This is a genomic window from Azorhizobium sp. AG788 (genome assembly GCF_004364705.1).
Lineage (GTDB): Bacteria > Pseudomonadota > Alphaproteobacteria > Rhizobiales > Xanthobacteraceae > Azorhizobium > Azorhizobium caulinodans.
On the sequence record NZ_SOBM01000003.1, the window covers coordinates 598,469 to 619,309 of the forward strand.

A 20,841-nucleotide genomic window follows, 5' to 3' on the forward strand; every position below is an offset into this window, starting at 1 on the left:
TCATGGCTCTCCTTCTTCGTCTGAGAAGAAAGAGACTTTCATGTTCGACATCCATCGCGAAGAGCTGGATTGGGGTGGCCGCACGCTGGTGCTGGAGACGGGCAAGATGGCCCGTCAGGCCGACGGCGCCGTCTTCGCCTCCTATGGCGACACCACCGTCCTCGCCACCGTCGTCTCGGCCCGTGAGCCCAAGCCCGGCCAGGACTTCTTCCCCCTGACGGTGAACTATCAGGAAAAGACCTACGCGGCCGGCCGCATTCCCGGCGGCTATTTCAAGCGCGAGGGCCGTCCCTCCGAGAAGGAGACGCTGGTCTCCCGCCTCATCGACCGCCCCATCCGCCCGCTGTTCGCGGACGGCTACAAGAACGACACCCAGGTGGTGGTCACCGTTCTCGCCCACGACCTTGAGAACGATCCGGACGTGCTGTCCATGGTCGCCGCCTCCGCGGCCCTGACGCTCTCCGGCGTGCCCTTCATGGGCCCCATCGGCGGCGCCCGCGTTGGCTTCGTCGGCGACGAATACGTGCTGAACCCCACCATTGAAGAGCTGAAGGACAGCGCCCTCGACCTCGTGGTCGCCGGCACCTCCGACGCCGTGCTCATGGTGGAATCCGAAGCCAAGGAGCTCTCCGAAGAGGTGATGCTCGGCGCCGTGATGTTCGGCCACCGCCACTTCCAGCCGGTGATCGAGGCCATCATCCGCCTCGCCGAGAAGGCCGCCAAGGAGCCGCGCCCCTTCGAGCCGGTGGATCACTCCGCCCTCGAGGCCAAGATCCGCGAGATCGCCGAGGCCGACCTGCGCGCCGCCTACAAGATCAAGCAGAAGCAGGCCCGCTACGAGGCGGTCGGCGCTGCCAAGTCCAAAGTGAAGAAGTATTTCGAGCAGCTGGCCATCGACGGTCAGGAAGCCCCGAAGGCCCAGGACGTGGCCGAGGTGCTGAAGGGTCTCGAAGCCAAGATTGTGCGCTGGGCCATCCTCGATGACGGCATCCGCATCGACGGCCGCGACGTGAAGACCGTCCGCCCGATCGTGTCGGAAGTGGGCATCCTGCCCCGCGCCCACGGCTCGGCCCTGTTCACCCGCGGCGAGACGCAGGCCCTCGTGGTCGCCACGCTCGGCACCGGCGAGGACGAGCAGTTCATCGACAGCCTGGAAGGCACCTACAAGGAGCACTTCCTGCTGCACTACAACTTCCCGCCCTTCTCCGTGGGCGAGACCGGCCGCATGGGTTCGCCCGGCCGTCGTGAGATCGGCCACGGCAAGCTCGCCTGGCGCGCCATCCACCCGATGCTGCCGGCCAAGCACGAGTTCCCCTACACCCTGCGCGTGGTGTCGGAGATCCTCGAGTCCAACGGCTCGTCCTCCATGGCCACCGTCTGCGGCACCTCGCTGTCGCTGATGGACGCCGGCGTGCCGCTGAAGAGCCCCGTCGCGGGCATCGCCATGGGCCTGATCCTGGAAGGCGACAAGTTCGCCGTCCTGTCCGACATCCTGGGCGACGAGGATCACCTCGGCGACATGGACTTCAAGGTGGCCGGCACGGAATCGGGCGTCACCGCCCTCCAGATGGACATCAAGATCGCCGGCATCACCGAGGAGATCATGAAGGTCGCCCTCGCCCAGGCGAAGGATGGCCGCGCGCACATCCTCGGCGAGATGTCCAAGGCCCTCACCTCGGCCCGTGCGGAACTCGGCGAGCACGCCCCGCGCATCGAGGTGATGAAGATCGCCGTGGACAAGATCCGCGAAGTGATCGGCTCCGGCGGCAAGGTGATCCGCGAGATCGTCGAAAAGACCGGCGCCAAGATCAACATCGAGGACGACGGCACCATCAAGATCGCTTCCGCCTCCGGCGACAGCATCAAGGCCGCCATCAACTGGATCAAGTCCATCGCCTCGGAGCCCGAGGTCGGCGCGATCTATGACGGCACCGTCGTGAAGGTGGTGGACTTCGGCGCCTTCGTGAACTTCTTCGGTTCCAAGGACGGCCTGGTCCACATCTCGCAGCTCTCCAAGGAGCGCGTGGCCAAGAGCTCTGACGTGGTCAAGGAAGGCGACAAGGTCAAGGTCAAGCTGGTCGGCTTCGACGAGCGCGGCAAGACCCGCCTGTCCATGAAGGCGGTCGACCAGACCACCGGCGAGGATCTCGAAGCCAAGGCCAAGTCCGAGAAGGACGCCGCCAAGGAAGGCGACGAGGCCGGCGCTGCCGAGTGACGTTGACGGCTCCGGGCCTACCCGGAGCCTCTTCGGCCGCTGGATGACGCGGATGAATCAGAAAGGGCGGTCCCTTCCGGGGCCGCCCTTTTTTGTCTCCTGAGATCCTCAGGTCGCTCGGGGGCCAGCGCCCCCTCAGGCGGCGCGCACCGTGCTCAGGAAATGCTGCACCTCGGCGCGGAGCGCATCCGCCTGCCGGGTGAGGCCGGTGGCGGAGGACAGCACCTGCTGGGCCGCCTGGGAGGAGGCCTGCGCCGCCCGCTCCACGCCGGCGATGTTCGACGTCACCTGCGTGGTGCCGCTCGCCGCCTGCTGGATGTTGCGGGAGACCTCGGCGGTTGTGGCGTTCTGCTCCTCCATGGCGGCGGCGATGGCGGTGGTGCCCTCGCTGATCTCCGCAATGGTCTGGGCGATGCCGGTGATGGCGCTCAGCACGTCGCCGGTCGAGTCCTGAATGCCGTGGATGCGGCTGGAGATGTCGGCGGTGGCCTTGGCCGTCTGCCCGGCCAGTTCCTTCACCTCCTGCGCCACCACGGCAAAGCCCCGGCCCGCCTCGCCGGCGCGGGCGGATTCGATGGTGGCGTTCAACGCCAAGAGGTTGGTCTGCCCGGCGATGGTGTCGATCATGCCGACGATGTTGCCGATCTGGTCGGCGGAGCCGCGCAGTTCGGTCATGCGGCCGTTGGTCTGGTCGACCTCGCTCACCGCGCGGCCCGCGACCTCGGTGGAGCGGGAGAGGCGATGGCCGATCTCGTTCGCCGCGGCCGAGAGTTCCTCAATGGCCGCCGCCACCATCTGCACGTTCGCGGTGGCCTCATTGGCCGCCGCAGCCACGGCGCTCGCCTGATTGGTGGTCTGTTCGGCGGTGGTCGTGAGCGTCTGGGCGGCGCCCTGAAGCTCGGAGGCGGCCGAAGCCACGGTCTCCACCACAGCGCCCACCGCCGCCTCGAACCGGTCGGCGAGGGCGTGCATCTCTTCCTTGCGCCGCTCGGCGGCGGCGCGCTCTTCCTGCGCCCGCTGCTCGCGCAGTTGTTCGGCCTCAGCGAGGCCGTCGCGGAACACCGCGAGCGCCCGCGCCTGGTCGCCCACCTCATCGCCGCGCGTCTCATAGGGGATCTGCGCCTGGAGATTACCGCCGGAGACCTCCTCCATGGCGGCGCTCACATGCTGGATGGGGCGGGCGATGCCGAAGACGGAATAGAGCGCCGCGCCGATGGCCGCGAGGATGGCGATGATGGAGAAGATGAGGATCTGCCCCATGCCGCTGTCCAGCGCGGCGGTTGCCGCCGCGTCCGCCTCCTGCGACTGCTTCATGCCGTCGTCCGTGGCCTCCTGAAGCATCTTGAGCGTCGCGGCCATGGCGGGCACGGCCTTTTCCGCCACGATCTTCTGGCGGGCCTGGGCCTGAGCGATCCCGTCGCGGATCGACTTGATGTAGTCGTCGAAGGCCTTCCGGGCGGCGGCAAGATCGCTCGCCACCATAGAGATGCCGCCCAGCCGCTCCTGAATGGCGTCCAGCGCCTTGTGGCCGGTGTCCTCGTTCACGGAGATGATGTTGAGCTGCTTGGTGTCCTCCTCCACGAGGAAGCTCCAGGACGCCATGTTGACCTGCTCCAGCATGGCCTCCAGCGGCTCCACCTCGCGGGCCGCATCCGCATCGCCCACATTGGTCAGCTGGGTCGTGAGATTGGCGAAGGCAACGCGGGCGGCCATGCGGATGCCGGGACGGGCATCCACCGCGTCGAGCTGGTCGGCCTCGGTCTGGTAGACGGCGGCGGCGGCCGCGCCCATGTCGTCGAAGAGCGCCTTCAGCTTGCGGAACGAGGTGCGGTCATCTTCATGCGGCTCAACCGCAATCGCCTTGTCCAGGCGCTCCTTGGCCGAGGCCACGTCCTTCTTGATCTGCTTGAGGTAGTTCTCATTGTCGAGATTGGCAAAGGACAGGCGCATCTCAGCGGTGTTCACACGGATGCGGCTCAGCAGCAGATGGATTTCCTGCAACAGGTCGAATACCGCCTGCTGCTGCCGTACTTCGGCATTGGCTTCGCGGATCTCTTTAATGGCCACCTGGCGGCTGACGATGACGCCGCCCGAAAGAAGAACAAGAACGACAGAGGCAATCCCGAGCTTCAGCCCGATACCAACCTTGAATTTGGCCATGGCAACGCTTCCACCCAGCTGAGAATTCGAAACACTGGGGATCGCGTAGCTTGCTCGGGCCTTGCAGGTGTTTTTCCGGCAAAAGTGATGTTGAGATTCAACGCTTATTCGATTTGTCTCGGCGGTAACGCAGAAAGGGGTCCAATATATGGACCCCTTTATTTTGTATTGCTTACATATTAATCGGGAGATGGAAGGTCAGGCGGCCCGCACGCTCCGCAGGAAATTCTGCACCTCCGCGCGCAGCGCATCGGCCTGATGGGACAGGTCGGTGGCCGAGGAGAGCACCTGCAAGGCGGCGTCGGAGGACGCCTGCGCCGCCCGCTCCACGCCCGCGATGTTGGAGGTGACCTCATTGGCGCCTGCCGCCGCCTGCTGGATGTTGCGCGACACCTCGGCCGTGGTGGCGTTCTGCTCTTCCATGGCGGCGGCAATGGCAGTGGTGCCCTCGCTGATCTCCGCGATGGTGTGCGCGATGCCCGTGATGGCCCCCAGCACGTCGCCGGTGGAGTCCTGGATGCCGGATATGCGCTCGGAAATGTCGGCCGTGGCCTTGGCGGTCTGGCCCGCCAGACCCTTCACCTCCTGCGCGACCACCGCAAAGCCCCGGCCCGCCTCGCCGGCGCGGGCGGACTCGATGGTGGCGTTCAGCGCCAGAAGGTTGGTCTGGCCCGCGATATTGTCGATGAGGCTGATGATGTTGCCGATCTGGTCCGCGGACGTCCGCAGTTCGGTCATCTGGCCGTTGGTGTGATCGACCTCGCTCACGGCGCGGTCGGCCACCTCCGACGAGCGGGACAGACGGCTGCCGATCTCGCGCGCCGAAGCGGAGAGTTCCTCGATGGCGGCGGCGACGGTCTGCACATTCACCGTGGCCTGGTTGGCGGCGGCGGCGACGGCGGTCGCCTGCGCCGTCGTCTGCTCGGCGGTAGAAGTCAGGGTCTGGGCGGCCGTCTGGAGGTTGGTGGCGGCAGTCGCCACCATGTCCACCACCGCACCCACCGCACTCTCGAAGCGGTCGGCGAGATCGTGCATCTCCGTCTTGCGCTGGAGCGCGGCGAGGCGCTCCTCTTCGGCCCGTTCCTCCCGCAGGCGCTCGGCCTCGATGAGGCCGTCGCGGAACACGGCGAGCGCCCGCGCCTGGTCGCCCACCTCGTCGTTGCGCGTGCCATAGGGGATTTCCGCCGCAAGGTTGCCGCCGGAAATCTCGTTCATGACCGCGCTGACGCGGCGGATCGGCAAGGCAATGCCGAAGCCGGAATAGGCCCAGGCCACGATGGCGGCGACGATGGAAATGCAGGAGAAGACGAGGATCTGGAACATGCCGTCCGTCCGCGCGCTTTCGGCGGCGGCATCGGCCTGCTTGGAGCCGCTGGCGGCATTGCTGCTGGCCTGCTGGATCATCTGCGCCACTTCACGCGAGGCCGGCGTCAGGCGTTCCTCAAGGATCTTGCGCTTCAGCATCACCTGATCGACGCCGTCCTGCACGTATTTGAGGTACTCCTCAAAGAAGGTGCGCACGGTCTTCACCGGCCCTTCCGTGTTGGGATCGGTACCGGCGGTCTGGAGGACCGAATCGAGCGTCGCGCGGCCCGCCTTCGCATTCATCTCGATGACCGGGAGCTGCTTTGTGTCCTCGGTCGCGATGAAGCGCCAGGAAGCGAGGTTGATCTGCTGCAGCTTGCGGTCCAGCAGCGACAGGTCGGAAATGGCGTTCTCACCGAGGCGGGAGTTGAGGTCGAGAAGTGAGGCCTTGGCGTCGTCCAGCGCGCCATCCCAGCGCACGGTGATGCCGGTGCGGCGGTCGAAGGATTCCAGCTCCAGCTTCTGCGCCTTGGCGATTTCGGTCACGGCCTTGCCGATGTCGCCGAAGCGGGTGCGGATGGCCTTGTAGGCATCGCGGGTGGCGGCGGCCTGGGTCAGGTCGGACGCCTCGTCCATCAGGTCCATGCCCTTCGTCACGTCGGAGCTGACGCGGCCGAGAAGACCATCCACCTCATTGGCGGAGAAGGACAGGCGGATATCCTTCGCATTGGCCTGGATGCGGGTGATCGTGGCACCGGCGGCCTCGATCTTCTGAAGGATGGAATCCTGGACGTCGGAGGCTTCGGTCGCCGCCTGGATGCGGCTGGAAGCAATCTGTCGGCTAATAATGACGCTGCCGGAGAGAAGTACCAATATACCGGATACAATACCGAGCTTGTAACCGATGCCCAGTCGAAAGCGCGACATTGGCACACCCACCTTTAACCCAAGAAATTCGCTTTGCGAGCAAAGTAATCATAGCTTGCGCGAAGCTTGCAAGATTCGGCAGTCGGCCAGAAAGTAGGCATATTGAGACGAATTTCAGCAGACGCAGCCGCATCTGTGCAAATTGTTGTCACGTATTTTTTGACGCATTTCCCCACTTCACAACGCAAGATAGAAGCGCTGGCGCGGCGGCGGGCATGAAAAAGCCCGCCCGCGGGAGCGCGGGCGGGCCGGAAGCCGATGGCGGATCGGCGCGTGTCAGGCGCGGGCGCCGACGCGCTCGGTCTTGGCAGCCGCATGGCGCGGCGGGCGCACCATCAGCCCGACCACGACGCCCAGCGCCGCGATGAGCAGCAGATAGTGCGCGTGGGCCAGCGGATCGAGCTGCATGGCCAGCGAGATGAACAGCGGCGTGAGGCCGCCGAAGATGGCGTAGGCCACGTTGTAGGAGAAGGACACGCCAGTGAAGGCGACCGCCGGCGGGAAGGCCCGCACCATGATGAAGGGCACGGCACCGATCACGCCCACGGTGAAGCCCGCCGCCGCATAGAGCGGCACCACGAGATCCGGACGCGCCGGAACAAGCGTGTAGAGGGCATAGGTGGCGATGCCGAGCAGCACCGAACCCACCGCCAGCACACGCCCGCCGCCCAGCCGGTCGCTCAGCGCGCCGGAAAGCACGCAGCCGATGGACAGGAAGAAGGTCGCGGCGACGTTCGCCTCCAGCGCCAGCGGCGCGGAAATGCCATAGGGCGGCTTCTGGAGCAGGGTCGGCGTCATGAGGATCACCACCACGATGGCGGCGGTGAGGAACCAGGTCACCAGCATGGAGATGATGACCGCCGGCGTGTGGCGATGCAGGACCACCTTGAGCGGCAGTTCGGCGGCCAGCTCCTTGCGGGCCTTCATCTCCTTGAACACCGGGGTCTCCTGCAGCCAGCGGCGCAGATAGACCGAGGCGAAGCCGAAGACGCCGCCCAGCAGGAAGGGAATGCGCCACGCATAGGAGAGGATGTCGGCCGGGGTGAAGATCGTGTTGATGGCGGTCGCCACCAGCGAGCCGAGCAGGATGCCGCTCGTCAGGCCGCAGGTGAGGATGCCGCAGGCAAGGCCCACATGGCGGCCCGGCACGTGCTCGGAGACGAACACCCAGGCGCCCGGCACCTCGCCGCCGATGGCCGCGCCCTGGAGCACGCGCATGGACAGCAGCAGGATGGGCGCGGCGTAGCCGATGACCTGATAGCTCGGCAGGAAGGAGATGCCGAGGGTCGACAGGGCCATCAGGAAGATGGAGAGCGTGAACATGCGCTTGCGGCCGGCCTTGTCGCCGAAGTGCGCCATGACGATGCCGCCGAGCGGGCGGGCGAGGTAGCCGGCCGCGAAGATGCCGAAGGCCTGCAACTGCACGAGCCACTGGGGCATCTCGGGCGGGAAGAAGAGCTTGCCCAGCACCACGACGAAATAGACGAAGATGATGAAGTCGTAGAACTCGAGCGCGCCGCCGAGCGCGGACAGGACGAGGGTTCGGATGTCCTGGCCGGACAGGGGAAGCTTGGCCTGATGATCAGGACCGGTGGACGGGAAGGAGGTCATTGGGGCGGCTTTGACACTGGCGCGCGGGGCGCGGGTTGAATTGGGTGTTGTCCGTGCCCGGTTGCACCGCAACATTCAAGCGGGAAATGACATTTCGGCGACATTTAGCGCATATCCGATCTGCGGCACGCGCAATGTTCGTAAAGGCACGCTGACCGATTGCCGGGATGCATCGTCGCGGGAGGCCGCCTATGCTCCCGGGCAACGGAGGGATCGCCGCAGCGTCCCCGGGAGGATCGCCATGATGAACTGGACCATCTATCTGCTGATCCCGCTCGCCCTGGCGGCCGTAGCGGGTGTGCTGATCCTCGGGCTCGTCAATCTCGCCGCCGGAGGATCGCCGCAGCGCTCGCAGAAATTGATGCAGCTGCGCGTGCTCTTTCAGTTCGGCGCGGTGGTGCTGGTGATGATCACCATCTATGCCATGCGCCACTGACGTCGGTTCGGGGACAAGATGGTCAAGCTGAACAATATCTACACGCGGACCGGAGACGATGGGTCGACCGGGCTCGGCACGGGCGAGCGCGTGCGGAAGGATGATCTGCGTGTCGCAGCCTACGGCACGGTGGATGAGACCAACGCCACGATCGGTCTTGTGCGACTGCACCTCGCAGCCTATCCGCAGGTCGACGCCATTCTGGCCCGCGTCCAGAACGACCTGTTCGATCTCGGCGCGGACCTCTGCGTCCCCGAGCGGCCCGGCGCGCCGCCTCCGCCCTACGAGCCGCTGCGAATCACCGCGCCGCAGGTCCGGCGGCTGGAGGAGGACATCGACCGGCTGAATGCCGAACTCGATCCCCTGAAATCTTTCATCCTCCCTGGCGGCACCCCGGCCGCCGCCCACCTTCACCTCGCGCGCACCGTCGCGCGGCGGGCGGAGCGGGACATGGTGACGCTCGCGGAAAGCGACGGCGAGCGGGTGGGCATGGAGGCACTCAGATACATCAATCGTTTATCCGACCTGCTTTTTGTCGCCGGGCGCTACGTCAACGGGCACGGAGCCAACGACGTGCTCTGGGTTCCCGGCGCTCATAGGTGAAGATCAAGGCGGCTCAGGGCTCCGGACACGGTGCCGGAACGGGTGCATCCGTTAGCCTGCGATGTATCTAAAGCCGCCGCCGAGGCTTTACAGCGCCCGAAGAACCCGCTTTGGTGCGACGCACGCATGTGCGCGAAATAGCGTGCGATTTAAAAATACAGACTGCAGGGGCCTTTGATGGTGTCGCGACACAAAATCGTGCCTGTGATCCTTGCGGGAGGAACCGGCACCAGACTGTGGCCACTGTCGCGCCAGAGCTTACCCAAGCAGTTCATCGCCCTCGTCTCGGAAAATACGCTCTATCAGGACACCCTGTTGCGTGTCGCCGAGAGCGACGTGTTCCTGCCCCCCGTCGTCATCACCGGAACCGACTTCCGCTTCTTCGCCAAGCGGCAGGCTGCCGAGATCGAAATCCATCCGACCGTCCTGCTGGAGCCCGTGCGCCGGGACAGCGGCCCCGCGCTCCTCGCGGCCGCCGCTTATGTGCGCGACCAGCACGGCCCCGAGACACTGGTGCTGGCCCTCGCCGCCGACCATGTGGTGTCCAATCCCGACGCCTTCCGCGCCTGCGTGAACAGCGCGGCCGAAGCCGCATCCAAGGGCCATATCGTCACGTTCGGGATCCGTCCGCAGGGCCCCAGCACCGCCTATGGCTACATCAAGCCGGGCACCGTGGTGGAGGGCACCGATGCGGCGCTCGTGGACCGCTTCGTGGAAAAGCCCGACGCCGAGACCGCGGCCCGCTATGTGGCCGATGGCTATCTCTGGAACTCCGGCAACTTCCTCTTCCCCGCCGGCCTGATGCTGGAGGAAGGGGCGCGGCTCGAGCCCGAAATGACCGCGCACGCGGAGGCCGCCATCGCCAAGGCGAAGCCGGACCTCACCTTCCTCAACCTCGACAGCGCGGAATTCTCCGCTTCCAAGGCCATCTCCATCGATTTCGCGGTGCTGGAACACACGCAGGCCGCGGCGGTGGTGGCCGGCGACTTCGGCTGGTCCGATATCGGCGCCTGGGACGCGGTCCATGACGTGAATGCGCAGGACGCGCATGGCAACGTGACCCACGGCTCCGTCTCGCTGATGGATAGCCGCAATTCCTACGTCTATACGGACGGCAAGCTGGTGGCCGGCATCGGCCTCGACGGCATTTCGGTGGTGGCCACCGACGACGCCATCCTGGTGATGCCTTCCGAGCGCAGCCAGGACGTGAAGAAGCTGGTGAGCGAGCTCAGCTCCGCCAAGCGGAACGAGGTGAACGAGCACCTCAAGATGCACCGGCCCTGGGGCACCTACCAGACCATCTGCCGCGGCGACCGCTTCCACGTGAAGAAGATCGTGGTCGAACCGGGCGGCAAGCTCTCGCTCCAGAAGCACTATCACCGCGCCGAGCATTGGGTGGTGGTGCGCGGCACCGCCGAGGTGACCGTGGACGACAAGGTGTTCACGGTGAACGAGAACGAATCCACCTATCTGCCCTGCGGCAGCGTGCACCGTCTCGCCAACCCCGGCCGCATCCCGCTGGAACTCATCGAGGTCCAGACCGGCTCGTACCTCGGCGAGGACGACATCGTGCGGCTGGAAGACGTCTACAGCCGCCAGTGACCTTTTCCATCCGCACGGCCTTATTGGTGCCGTGCGGATGGGCGAAATCACCCACCATCGCCGGCCCGGGGCCGGGGATTTGAAGCGGACCCATGCTGCAGCTCTTGCAAAAGCCGGCGCCGATCCTGGAAGAGCGGGGACCAGACTGGTTCGCCCCCGCCCGTCCGCGTCCGCACGACAAGCGCCTGCCGCCGCTCGACCTGATCCTCGCCGCCAAGCGCAACCTGATCTCGCTCTGGCACGTGAACGACTACCGTCCGACCCATGGCGACATGCGCCTGTTCGGCCGGCAGGTGTTCCTCGCCAATTCCCCGGAGACCGTGAAGTACGTCATGGCCACCCGCCATGACAATTACGAGCGCAAGAGCCCGCAGATGCGTCGGGCGTTGGAAAATCTGCTCGGCGACGGCCTCTTCATCTCCGACGGCGAAACCTGGCGGCGGCGGCGGCCGCTGGTCAGCGACATCGTGCACAAGAACCGGGTGCCGGCCTTCGGCCTCACCATGGAAGCGGTGACGCTCTCCTTCGTGGAGCGCTGGCGCGCGCGCCCGGCCGGGGAACCCTTCAACGCACTCACCGAGATGGCGGAGCTCACCGCCGAGATCATCTCGCGGGCCGTCTTCGGCAACGAGCTCGGTGCCCGGGCGGCCCATGACGTGGTGGACGCCTTCACCCGCTATCAGGGCCTCATCGACAATTTCAACATCGGCTATTTCCTCGGTGCCAACGAGGGCCTGCCGGTGTTCCGGGGCCCGCGCCTGCGCCGCTCGGTGGCTCAGCTCGACCGGGTGATCGACAAGGTGGTGACGGACCATCTGGAAGGGCGCGGCGAGCATGATTCCATGCTCGACCTGCTGGTGAAGCGCCAGCAGAAGAGCCCCGACCTCGGCCTTGACGTCTCCGCCCTGCGCAACGAGGCGGCGACCATCTTCATGGCCGGTCACGAGACCACGGCCGGCGTGCTCACCTGGGCGTGGTATCTCATCTCGAACGCGCCGTGGGTGGAAGAGGCTGTGCTGGCGGAACTCGACCGCGTCTGCGGCAGCCGCACGCCCACCGTGGACGACGTGGCGCAGCTCGACTGGTGCCGCGCGGTCATCGAGGAGACGCTGCGCCTGTATCCGCCGGTGCCCATCCTGGCCCGGCAGGCGAAGGACGCCGACACCATCGCCGGCATCGACATCGACCCGGCCGCGCTGGTGGTGGTGGTTCCGTGGCTGCTGCACCGCTCCGAGGGCCTGTGGGACCAGCCGGAGCGCTTCCGCCCCGAGCGCTTCCTCACCGACCGCCCGACGCCCTACACCTACGTTCCCTTCGCCATCGGCCCCCGCATCTGCGCGGGCCTCGCCTTCGGGCTCACGGAAGCCATCCTGTGCTTCGCCATCCTCACCCAGCAGTTTCGCATCCGCGTGGTGCCCGGCACCAAGGTCGAACCGGTCAGCCGCCTGACGCTAAGGCCAGCGGGCGGGTTGCCGGTGACGGCGGAGGTGCGTGGATGAGAACGCACTCACACTTCGGGCCACCGCTTCGGCGATGCGACCACATACGTTAGCGACCACCTTTAGATCGCTTCTGGCGGGATAAGCGGACCGCGCACCACGACAACTTCTTTCGATCAGATCAGAGACCACACATGTCGAGCGCCTACGGCAGGTATTTCTTATGCGACCAGAGTCTGATCGGATTTTCCGGTCACTGCTATGCCTACTTTGAGCCCATCAAGAAGGTTCTGGAGCAGGAAGGTCGCGACGTTTTCGTCATCGGTCACAGATTTCGCGATCTTGCTTTGGCGGAGCTGGGTGTTCTTTCAGCTTTTACGTTCTGGTGCGACGAGAGGAATGTGGGACAGCCCACGGGATTGCCGGAAGAGGAAAATCTTGCGGCGATCAAAGCCGGGCATGATCGCGCCATCATGGATGACCTGCGGCGGCTGGACGAACAATTCAGCTTTTCGTCCTCCGACAAGATCATCATCAATTCGATACGCCATTGGGCCATGTGCGGTGTCGTGGACTGGCTGGAGCAACTGCCGGAGACACGTCGGCCGCATGTCGCCCTCCTGCTCCATTTCACCGCCGAGCCCGAGCGATTCCAGTACGATCCATCGCTTCCTTTTTATATCGAATCTTTCCGCAGGATCGAGAACAGCCCATGCGGCGAGAACATACATCTTTATGCGGATGCAGAGACATTGATTGACGAGTACAAGAACTATACTCGTCTTCAGGTGGAATTATCACCGTTTCCACACTCGCATTTTGCTGAACCCCAGACCGCTGCGAACACTGGTGACCAGCGGATCCGTGTGGGATACGTGGGCGAGGCTAGGTATCACAAGGGGTATCAACTTCTGCCGTTCGTCGTGGAGCAGATCGCCCAGACCGATATCGCCGACAAGGTCGAGTTCCATTTTCATTCGTTCATTCACGACAAGAATGCCGAATTCTTTCACAGATCAATAGCGGCACTTCAACGATTTGATAACGTGCACCTCTATCATGAGGCGTTTGACAGCGATGAGTATGACAAATTCGTGCTCAACTGTGATGTCATCATGGTTCCGTATCTTTTGACATACTATCACAGCCAGACATCTGGTATTTACGCGGATGCGACCGGCGCAGGCATACCTGTGATCGTCCCTCGCGGTTCCTGGATGGCTGAGAAGGTCAAGCAATTAGGCGGCGGCGCCCTCGCGTATCCCGATGACTATCTGAGTTTTGCAGAGGCGCTTTATCAGGTTTGCTCAAATATCGAGACGTACCGTGCGGCCGCAATGCAGGCACGCGAAAAATGGCGCTCCTTCAACACACCCAAGCGCTTGGTCGAGATGTTTGAAAGCTGGTGAGCATCCTAAAGGCGTGCATACGAAACACACAGGCTGTAGGGGGATTTCTCGTCATGACCGATCTGAATGGGTGGCTCGCCGATGCCGAGCACGTCTTGTCCCAGACGCGTGCGCTCGCCCTCGGTCAACGTATGGCAGAGGCGATTGCCGCAACAGCCGCGGCGCTTGGCAAAGAGCGCCCGCTCCTCGTTTGCGGCAATGGCGGATCTGCAGCGGACGCCCAGCATATCGTCGGCGAGATGGTGGGGCGCTTCCTGAAGGAGCGTCGCGCGCTGAAGGCCATCTGCCTGTCCTCGAACCCCGCTGTGCTCACGGCGTGGAGCAATGACTACAGTTTCGAAACAGTCTTCAGCCGCCAGGTCGAAGCGTACGGTGAGGCGGGCGCCGTGATCCTTGGCCTGTCCACGAGCGGCAATTCGGCGAACGTGGTTCGCGCGTTCGAAGTTGCCCGGCAGGCGGGAATGACCACGATCGCCCTGACCGGCGAAGGCGGCGGCAAGCTGGCTCCGCTTTCTGATTACCTCTTTGCCGTCCCCAGCCGGTCAACGCCTGCCATTCAGCAGGTTCATCTGTGCCTCTATCACTATTTCTGCGCGGGTGTCGAAGCGGCACTGTCGGAGGGCTGAAGACGTGCGATCCCGGGTTCAGCAGGCAGTGATCCTGGTGGGTGGCCGCGGCACGCGGCTTGGCCCGATCACGGATGACACCCCTAAGCCGATGGTGCAGGTGGACGGACGCCCCTTCCTCGATTGGCAGATCGAGGAGGTGGCACGCTTCGGCTTTGAACGGATCACATTGCTGGCCGGTTACAAGTCCGAGCAGATTCGCGAGCGTTATGAGGGCAAGACCATTGGCTCTGCCAGCGTGGAAGTGCTGTGCGAGCCGGAGCCCCTGGGCACCGCCGGTGGTCTGCGCCTCTTCCAGTGCCATCTGGATTCCCGATTTCTGCTGCTGAATGGCGATACCCTTTTTCCCATCAATCTCATGGATCTGCCGCTCCATACTGGCGATGCCCTGGCGACCCTGGCTTTGCGCCGCACCGCCCCGGGCGACCGCTATGGTAAAGTGGAGATAGATGGTGCGGGGCAGGTGACCGGCTTTGCCGCGCGCGCACCGGGAAACCCTGGGCCGATCAACGGCGGAATCTATTGCCTGGATAAGGGCATCCTCGATCATATCGGGGACGGCCCGGTCTCTCTGGAGGGTGAGGTCTTCGTCCAACTGGCGGCGGAGCGGCGGATTCGGGGTGCCCTCTATGACGCGCCTTTCATAGATATCGGCGTGCCTGAGGACCTGAGCCGGGCCCAGCATGAAATTCCCGCCATGGCCCGACGTCCGGCCGTGTTTCTGGATCGCGACGGCGTCCTGATCGAAGACACGGGCTATCCTCATGACCCCGCGCACGTCAGGTGGATTCCGGGCTCTTCACAGGCGGTAAAGGCGCTGAATGACGCAGGCTTTTACGTGTTCGTCGTGACCAATCAGGCCGGTGTTGCTCGCGGGTACTACCCCGAAGCCCAGGTCGGTGTGCTTCACCGATGGATGCAGGACCAACTGGCTTCGTCTGGTGCCCACGTAGACGCCTTCGAATATTGCCCGCACCACCCCGACGGGGTAATTCCCGAGTACAGCGTCCATTGCCATCGCCGCAAGCCGTCACCGGGAATGATCAATGATCTGATCGGGAAGTGGCGTGTCGACGTTGAGAACTCATTGATGATCGGCGATCGGGACAGCGATATGGAAGCGGCACATGCGGCCGGTATTTCTGGGAAATTATTTACGGGTGGAGACTTGAGCGTCTTTGTGTCGGGAATAATTCACGGCACGCTTCCCCGACGTGACGCGCACGCGGGATAGAGGCGTGGCAACTACTAGGATTGCCCCGCCTGCGGGCATCCTCTATGCAACCATCGAGACACGTTTAATCCGGTAAGGGCGGGAGAATCGATGCGGATTTTGATCACTGGCGGCGCTGGTTATATCGGCTCCATCCTGGTACCGACTCTGCTTGAGCGCGGCCACCACGTCACAGTTCTCGACACGTTCGCCGCAGGGGACACCTATCTGGCCCAGGTTTGCGCGAACGCGAATTTCGAGCCGGTACGGGGTGATGCCCGCGACATGTCTGTTGTCGAGCCCCTCCTTGCCAAAGCGGACATCGCGATCCCGCTGGCGGCCCTCGTTGGCGCTCCGCTCTGCGCGCGCGACAAGATCGGTGCCACCACGCTCAATCGGGATGCGGTTGTCGATCTCGTGAAGCGCACCTCTGCCGACCAGCGCGTGATCTATCCGACCACGAACAGCGGCTATGGCATCGGGGCCGCCGACGCATTCTGCACGGAAGAATCGCCGCTCCGCCCCGTGTCGCTCTACGGCGTCACCAAGGTTGAGGCCGAACAGGCCGTTCTGGAGCATGGCAACGGCTCGTCCCTTCGCCTCGCGACCGTGTTCGGCATGGCGCCGCGGATGCGGCTTGATCTGCTCGTGAACGATTTCACGTGGCGGGCCGTGAACGACAAGGCCGTGGTGCTCTTCGAGGCGCATTTCCGGCGGAACTTCATTCACGTCCGAGACGTGACGAAGGCCTTCGTCCATGTCATCGACAATTTCGAATCCATGAAGGGCGAGGCCTATAACGTGGGTCTCTCTGAAGCAAATCTGTCCAAGGCCCAGCTCTGCGCTCGCATTGCCGAACACGTGCCCGGCTTCACCTACATTGAGGCGCCCGTCGGCGAAGACCCCGACAAGCGCGATTACATCGTCAGCAACGCCAAGCTCGAGGCCACTGGTTGGCTGCCCGATCATGGGCTTGATGCGGGCATCAAGGAACTCATCAAGGGTTACCGGATGCTGCGGAACGGGCGGTTTAGCAATGTCTGAGGCCGCGACTTCCCACCTGCACGTGCCCACGGAAAAGGTCATGCTCGACATGGCCTGCCGGTGCTGTGGCAGCAGAACCGTGGAACTGGTTGTCGACCTTGGCGACCAGCCCCACTGCAACCGACTGGTGGCGCAGGATCTGACACCGGGCGTCGAGCCCCATTATCCGTTGCGCGTGGGCTTCTGCCACACGTGCACGATGGTTCAGATCGACCATACGATTCCCAAGGAATCGATGTTCTCCGACTACCCCTACGTGTCGGGAACCACCAAGACGCTGCCGGCGCATTTCGCGGAAACCAGCCGTCGCATTGCGGACGCCTATGGTCTCGGCCCGCAAGACCTCGTGGTCGATATCGGCAGCAATGACGGTACCTGGCTCAAGCAATACGCCCCGTATGGCTGCCGCGTTCTCGGCGTCGAGGCCGCCGGAAACGTTGCCAAGATTGCACAGGATGCCGGCGTTCCCACGTGGAACCGCTTTTTCAACGAAGACTGCGTCGCGGACATCCTCAAGGAATTCGGGCCCGCCAAGGTTGTGACCGCCGCAGGCGTCTTCTTCCATCTGGAAGAACTTCACAGCGTGGTGCGCGGGATCGAGGCTCTTCTGACATCGGACGGCGTCTTCGTCGTGCAGGCCATATATCTTGGCGGCATGGTGGAAAACACCGCGTTCGATCAGGTTTATCATGAGCACCTTTGCTACTATACGCTGAAGTCTCTCTCCGCCCTGCTAGAACAGCACGGCCTCGAGGTCTTCGAGGCGAAGCTCGTTCCTATTCACGGCGGCTCCATTGAGGCTCACGTGGCCCGGAAGGGCTCTCGTCCTGTGGGCGATAGCGTCCGGGACATGCAGGCGGAGGAAATCCGCAAGGGGTTTGGGGACATTGCCACCTATCAGCGGTTCGCTGGCAACGTCGTCGAACTGCGGGACCGGCTCCTGGCCCTGTTGCAGACCTACAAGTCCGCAGGGCGTTCAGTCTGGGCCTATGGCGCCCCGGCGAAGGGGGCAACGCTCCTGAACAGCTTCGGGATCGGCCCGGATCTCGTGCAGCAGGCCGTTGAACGCAATCCGATGAAGGTTGGCCTCGCCATTCCTGGCGTTCGTACACCGATCGCCGCGGAAGAGGCCGATGTTTCGCCGAACGCGTATATCATCCTCGCGTGGAACTTTGCCGACGAGTTCCTCAAGAATGCCGCGAACCAGAAGTTCATCGAGCAGGGCGGGGAATTCATCATTCCTGTACCCAAGGTGCAGGTGGTGAGTGCCAGCGGTACACGCGATGTCAAGTGAGACTTCGGCAACACTGCCCGAAGCGGTTGTCGTCTTTGGCGCCAGCGGCTTTATAGGTCGGAATGTCATTTCCGAGCTGGCTGGCAAGGTCGATAAACTTGTTGCGGTGAACTCCTCGGGACGTCCAGTCCCGGGGAGCACGAGAACTGTTGCCGCGTCGCAGTTGGAGAACCTTGGACCGCTGCCGCGTGATGCGGCCATCATTCATGTGGCGGCCTTTCGCTACTTCGCGAGCAGCTTTGGGCGCCAGCAGGCGGAAATCCTCTCGGCCAACGTCGCATTGACAGATCTCGTGTACCGCTTCGCCCTGACGCGGGACATCAAGGAAGTCCGGGTCGCGAGCAGCATGGCGGTTTATCCGGCCGACATGCCCGTGCTGGACGACGAGATTCCCCTGGACCTCAACCGCCATCCGCATCTGGGTGAGTCGGCCTATGCCTGGTCAAAGCGCTGGGGCGAGATAAACGCCACGCTCTGGGCGCGTCTGGCAGGCATCAATACGATCAGTTTCCGCCTGTCGAATCCGTTCGGTCCCTTCGACACGCTCGATGAAAGCGAAGCCCACGTGGCGACCGCATTCGTGATCCGAGCTCTGTGTGGAACGGAGGCCTTCGAGGTCCGAGGAGATCCGGAAGCGGAGCGGGATTTCGTCTTTTCCGGCGATGTGGCCCGCGCCTTCTCTGAATCCCTGAAGCTCAGAGGCGTCAATGACGCCGTGAATTGCGCCGCGGGAAGCACCACACGGGTTCTGGATCTGGCGTACGCAGCGATGCGCGCGGCCGGCCGGGAGCGCGCCGTGAAGACCAACCCGCCGCCGGCGGGGAGCAATCAAGGGGTGAAAATCCGCCGCGCCACGGCCGGCCGGATACGCCAGCTTCTGCCGGGCCTCGCCCCCTTCCGGACTCTCGACGAGGGCATGAAACTCACCCTACAGTGGTATCAAGATGCCTTACGCAGATAGCCCTACGATCATCCTCGGTGCGGACGGGTTCATTGGCCGGAACCTGGTGGAATATTGGCGTCAACGGGGGTGGCCTTGCCATGCCATCGGCCGGTCCGCTGGCGATTTTACCGACTTCGCTGTCGTGGAGCGCGCGTTTAAAAATGCGCCCGCCGTGGCGTCTCGCATTCTTCACGCGATCACGAAGCAACGCACGGGCGCGATCCAGTATCAGATCCAGGGAGAACTTCTCGCTGATAACAGCCGGATTCACCTGAACGTTCTGGAGGCCTGGCGGCGCTACCAGCCGCAGGCGAAGCTGATCACGCTTGGAAGTTCCTGCGTCTACGCGGAATCGGACAAACCGATTCCCGAGAGTGCGTTCCGCCAGGGCGTACCGCATCCGTCCGTGCGTGGCTACGCTTTGGCGAAGGAAACGCTCGCGGTTGGGCAGGAGGTCTATGGATCCCAGTATGGGCTTTCATGGCTTCACTGCATTCTTGCCACCGTCTATGGGCCACACGCCCACGTGGAAGAACATCGTAGTCATTTCATGGCTGCGCTGATCTCTCGCGCGGTGGCTGCGAAGGCCGCGGGAGAGGATCATCTGGACGTCTGGGGCAGTCTCGAGACCGTCCGTGACCTGCTCTATGTGGGCGACCAGATCGAAGCCATGATAGCTGCCGATCAGGCGTTCAACAACACGATCATAAACATCACGGCGAACCAGCCGGTGACGATCGGAACGTGTGTGCGCAGCATCTTCGAGGCCCTGGACTGGCCTGCCGCCATCTCCACGCCGAGCGGGAGCTTTCAGGGCGCCGCTTACAAGACGCTGGATTCGTCCAGATTCCTCACGGAAACGGGCTGGCATCCGAAGGTGGATATCGTACAGGGCGTGCGACTGTCCGTCGAGAGTGCTCCGTTCAAGGAAGTTGTCACGTCATGATCGTCTCGCGCACACCACTTCGCGTCAGCTTTTTTGGCGGCGGCACTGATTATCCTGAATACTTTTCCCGCTCGCGCGGTGCCGTCCTCGGCATGGCTATAAATAAGTACGTCTATATTTCCTGCCTGTGCCTGGCATCTATTCTCGACTACCGTTACCGGTTGAGCTATTCTAAAGTCGAAATGGTCAGCGATGTAGATGAAATTCAGCATCCCGTTGTTCGCAACGTTATAAATCATTTCAAGGTGGGAGAGGCTCTCGACCTCTCCATCATGGCGGATCTGCCGGCCAGAAGCGGACTTGGGAGTTCGTCGTCTTTCACGGTCGGGTTGCTCAACCTGATCGCTACCATCCAGCGCCGGCAGATCACAAAACTAGACCTGGCGCGTCAGGCCGTTTTTGTTGAGCGGGAGTTGCTCAAGGAAAACGTCGGGGTGCAGGATCAGTATCACGCGGCGTTCGGCGGCCTGAACCGTTTTGATTTTGAAGGTCAGCGGACCCGCATCACGCCGATACAGATGACTGAACCCTGCCACACCGCGCTCACTTCTTCTCTGTTTCTGCTCTACACGGGCGTTACGCGGTTCGCTTCCAAGACTCTAGACGAGCAGATGGAGCGTACGAAATCCGGCGCCGTCGACAACGATCTCTCGCACCTTCTGGCTTTGACCGATCAGGCGGTTGACGTTCTGGAAGGCGCCGATGAAGACCGGATGATGGCGCACTTCGGCGAGATGTTGCACGACGGGTGGGAGACTAAGAAGCGCCTATCATCGAAGGTCAGCAACCCTGAAATTGATGCGCTTTATGCTGCGGCCCGGGAGGCTGGCGCTCTGGGCGGAAAGCTGTGCGGTGCCGGATCAGGAGGCTTTCTCCTGATGCTCGTTCCGCCTGATCGCCAGAAGCGCTTTAACGAGACACTAAAGAACGCGGCGATCATACCCATTGGTCTGGACACCGCAGGATCCACAATCCTCACGGGATGACCTGAGGTATTGTCGTACCTTCAGACGATTACCCGCCCGATGTTTCGTTGTTGCTCGGGCATTTTTGGAAACCTGGTTTGCG

The 20,841-nt window shown here is 63.5% G+C and carries 16 protein-coding genes; 13 read left to right on the forward strand and 3 right to left on the reverse strand.

Annotated features, from left to right (window positions below; genetic code table 11):
• Nucleotides 1-40: 40 nt before the first annotated feature.
• Nucleotides 41-2,215, forward strand: coding sequence for a polyribonucleotide nucleotidyltransferase (pnp, locus tag DFO45_RS10575; RefSeq protein ID WP_133864804.1), 2,175 nt, complete (start codon nt 41-43; stop codon nt 2,213-2,215).
• 135 nt (nt 2,216-2,350) lie between these two features.
• Here pnp and DFO45_RS10580 read toward each other — a convergent pair whose 3' ends face one another.
• From DFO45_RS10580 to DFO45_RS10590, 3 genes are all read right to left on the reverse strand, one after another.
• The gene (locus tag DFO45_RS10580; RefSeq protein ID WP_133864805.1) at nt 2,351-4,375 is read right to left on the reverse strand and encodes a methyl-accepting chemotaxis protein; all 2,025 of its coding nucleotides are present in this window, start codon (nt 4,373-4,375) and stop codon (nt 2,351-2,353) included.
• 198 nt (nt 4,376-4,573) lie between these two features.
• Complete coding sequence (locus DFO45_RS10585; RefSeq protein ID WP_133864806.1) at nt 4,574-6,607, reverse strand: HAMP domain-containing methyl-accepting chemotaxis protein; 2,034 nt, start codon at nt 6,605-6,607, stop codon at nt 4,574-4,576.
• Between the two features lie 276 nt (nt 6,608-6,883).
• Nucleotides 6,884-8,218 (reverse strand): MFS transporter, encoded by a 1,335-nt coding sequence (locus tag DFO45_RS10590; RefSeq protein ID WP_133864807.1) that lies wholly within the window; start codon nt 8,216-8,218, stop codon nt 6,884-6,886.
• A gap of 241 nt (nt 8,219-8,459) precedes the next feature.
• Here DFO45_RS10590 and DFO45_RS10595 point away from each other — a divergent pair, with 241 nt between their 5' ends.
• The 12 genes from DFO45_RS10595 (at nt 8,460) to DFO45_RS10650 (ending at nt 20,759) form a co-directional block, all read left to right on the forward strand.
• Nucleotides 8,460-8,654, forward strand: a complete 195-nt coding sequence (locus tag DFO45_RS10595) for a twin transmembrane helix small protein (protein ID WP_012168590.1) — start codon at nt 8,460-8,462, stop codon at nt 8,652-8,654.
• Between the two features lie 18 nt (nt 8,655-8,672).
• Entirely contained in the window at nt 8,673-9,257 is a 585-nt protein-coding gene (locus tag DFO45_RS10600) for a cob(I)yrinic acid a,c-diamide adenosyltransferase (protein ID WP_133864808.1), read from the forward strand.
• Between the two features lie 177 nt (nt 9,258-9,434).
• Nucleotides 9,435-10,859: a mannose-1-phosphate guanylyltransferase/mannose-6-phosphate isomerase gene (locus tag DFO45_RS10605; RefSeq protein ID WP_043878693.1), complete on the forward strand. Its 1,425-nt coding sequence runs from the start codon at nt 9,435-9,437 to the stop codon at nt 10,857-10,859.
• Between the two features lie 92 nt (nt 10,860-10,951).
• Nucleotides 10,952-12,358, forward strand: a complete 1,407-nt coding sequence (locus DFO45_RS10610; RefSeq protein ID WP_133864809.1) for a cytochrome P450 — start codon at nt 10,952-10,954, stop codon at nt 12,356-12,358.
• Between the two features lie 134 nt (nt 12,359-12,492).
• Nucleotides 12,493-13,707 carry a glycosyltransferase gene (locus DFO45_RS10615; protein WP_133864810.1) on the forward strand — a complete coding sequence of 405 codons (1,215 nt, stop codon included), beginning with the start codon at nt 12,493-12,495 and terminating at the stop codon, nt 13,705-13,707.
• Nucleotides 13,708-13,760: 53 nt separating this feature from the next.
• Complete coding sequence (locus DFO45_RS10620) at nt 13,761-14,333, forward strand: SIS domain-containing protein (protein ID WP_133864811.1); 573 nt, start codon at nt 13,761-13,763, stop codon at nt 14,331-14,333.
• Between the two features lie 4 nt (nt 14,334-14,337).
• On the forward strand, nt 14,338-15,567 hold the full coding sequence (locus tag DFO45_RS10625) for an HAD-IIIA family hydrolase (protein WP_245518015.1): 1,230 nt from the start codon (nt 14,338-14,340) through the stop codon (nt 15,565-15,567).
• A 90-nt stretch (nt 15,568-15,657) separates the two neighbouring features.
• On the forward strand, nt 15,658-16,590 hold the full coding sequence (locus tag DFO45_RS10630; RefSeq protein ID WP_133864812.1) for an NAD(P)-dependent oxidoreductase: 933 nt from the start codon (nt 15,658-15,660) through the stop codon (nt 16,588-16,590).
• Nucleotides 16,591-16,630: 40 nt separating this feature from the next.
• The gene (locus tag DFO45_RS10635; RefSeq protein WP_245518016.1) at nt 16,631-17,884 is read left to right on the forward strand and encodes a class I SAM-dependent methyltransferase; all 1,254 of its coding nucleotides are present in this window, start codon (nt 16,631-16,633) and stop codon (nt 17,882-17,884) included.
• Complete coding sequence (locus DFO45_RS10640; RefSeq protein ID WP_133864813.1) at nt 17,874-18,845, forward strand: NAD(P)-dependent oxidoreductase; 972 nt, start codon at nt 17,874-17,876, stop codon at nt 18,843-18,845. Before DFO45_RS10635 ends, DFO45_RS10640 begins: the two co-directional genes overlap by 11 nt.
• A complete protein-coding gene (locus tag DFO45_RS10645; protein WP_133864814.1) occupies nt 18,829-19,773 on the forward strand; it encodes an NAD-dependent epimerase/dehydratase family protein in 945 nt (314 codons plus the stop codon). Before DFO45_RS10640 ends, DFO45_RS10645 begins: the two co-directional genes overlap by 17 nt.
• Nucleotides 19,770-20,759, forward strand: coding sequence for a GHMP kinase (locus DFO45_RS10650; protein WP_133864815.1), 990 nt, complete (start codon nt 19,770-19,772; stop codon nt 20,757-20,759). Before DFO45_RS10645 ends, DFO45_RS10650 begins: the two co-directional genes overlap by 4 nt.
• The last annotated feature ends 82 nt before the right edge of the window (nt 20,760-20,841 follow it).

What these genes read in the sequence shown, in the direction of transcription:
- pnp (WP_133864804.1), top strand. Translation starts at nt 41, where the DNA reads ATGTTCGACATCCATCGCGAAGAGCTGGATTGGGGTGGCCGCACGCTG.
- DFO45_RS10580 (WP_133864805.1), bottom strand. Translation starts at nt 4,375, where the DNA reads ATGGCCAAATTCAAGGTTGGTATCGGGCTGAAGCTCGGGATTGCCTCT.
- DFO45_RS10585 (WP_133864806.1), bottom strand. Translation starts at nt 6,607, where the DNA reads ATGTCGCGCTTTCGACTGGGCATCGGTTACAAGCTCGGTATTGTATCC.
- DFO45_RS10590 (WP_133864807.1), bottom strand. Translation starts at nt 8,218, where the DNA reads ATGACCTCCTTCCCGTCCACCGGTCCTGATCATCAGGCCAAGCTTCCC.
- DFO45_RS10595 (WP_012168590.1), top strand. Translation starts at nt 8,460, where the DNA reads ATGATGAACTGGACCATCTATCTGCTGATCCCGCTCGCCCTGGCGGCC.
- DFO45_RS10600 (WP_133864808.1), top strand. Translation starts at nt 8,673, where the DNA reads ATGGTCAAGCTGAACAATATCTACACGCGGACCGGAGACGATGGGTCG.
- DFO45_RS10605 (WP_043878693.1), top strand. Translation starts at nt 9,435, where the DNA reads ATGGTGTCGCGACACAAAATCGTGCCTGTGATCCTTGCGGGAGGAACC.
- DFO45_RS10610 (WP_133864809.1), top strand. Translation starts at nt 10,952, where the DNA reads ATGCTGCAGCTCTTGCAAAAGCCGGCGCCGATCCTGGAAGAGCGGGGA.
- DFO45_RS10615 (WP_133864810.1), top strand. Translation starts at nt 12,493, where the DNA reads ATGTCGAGCGCCTACGGCAGGTATTTCTTATGCGACCAGAGTCTGATC.
- DFO45_RS10620 (WP_133864811.1), top strand. Translation starts at nt 13,761, where the DNA reads ATGACCGATCTGAATGGGTGGCTCGCCGATGCCGAGCACGTCTTGTCC.
- DFO45_RS10630 (WP_133864812.1), top strand. Translation starts at nt 15,658, where the DNA reads ATGCGGATTTTGATCACTGGCGGCGCTGGTTATATCGGCTCCATCCTG.
- DFO45_RS10635 (WP_245518016.1), top strand. Translation starts at nt 16,631, where the DNA reads ATGCTCGACATGGCCTGCCGGTGCTGTGGCAGCAGAACCGTGGAACTG.
- DFO45_RS10640 (WP_133864813.1), top strand. Translation starts at nt 17,874, where the DNA reads ATGTCAAGTGAGACTTCGGCAACACTGCCCGAAGCGGTTGTCGTCTTT.
- DFO45_RS10645 (WP_133864814.1), top strand. Translation starts at nt 18,829, where the DNA reads ATGCCTTACGCAGATAGCCCTACGATCATCCTCGGTGCGGACGGGTTC.
- DFO45_RS10650 (WP_133864815.1), top strand. Translation starts at nt 19,770, where the DNA reads ATGATCGTCTCGCGCACACCACTTCGCGTCAGCTTTTTTGGCGGCGGC.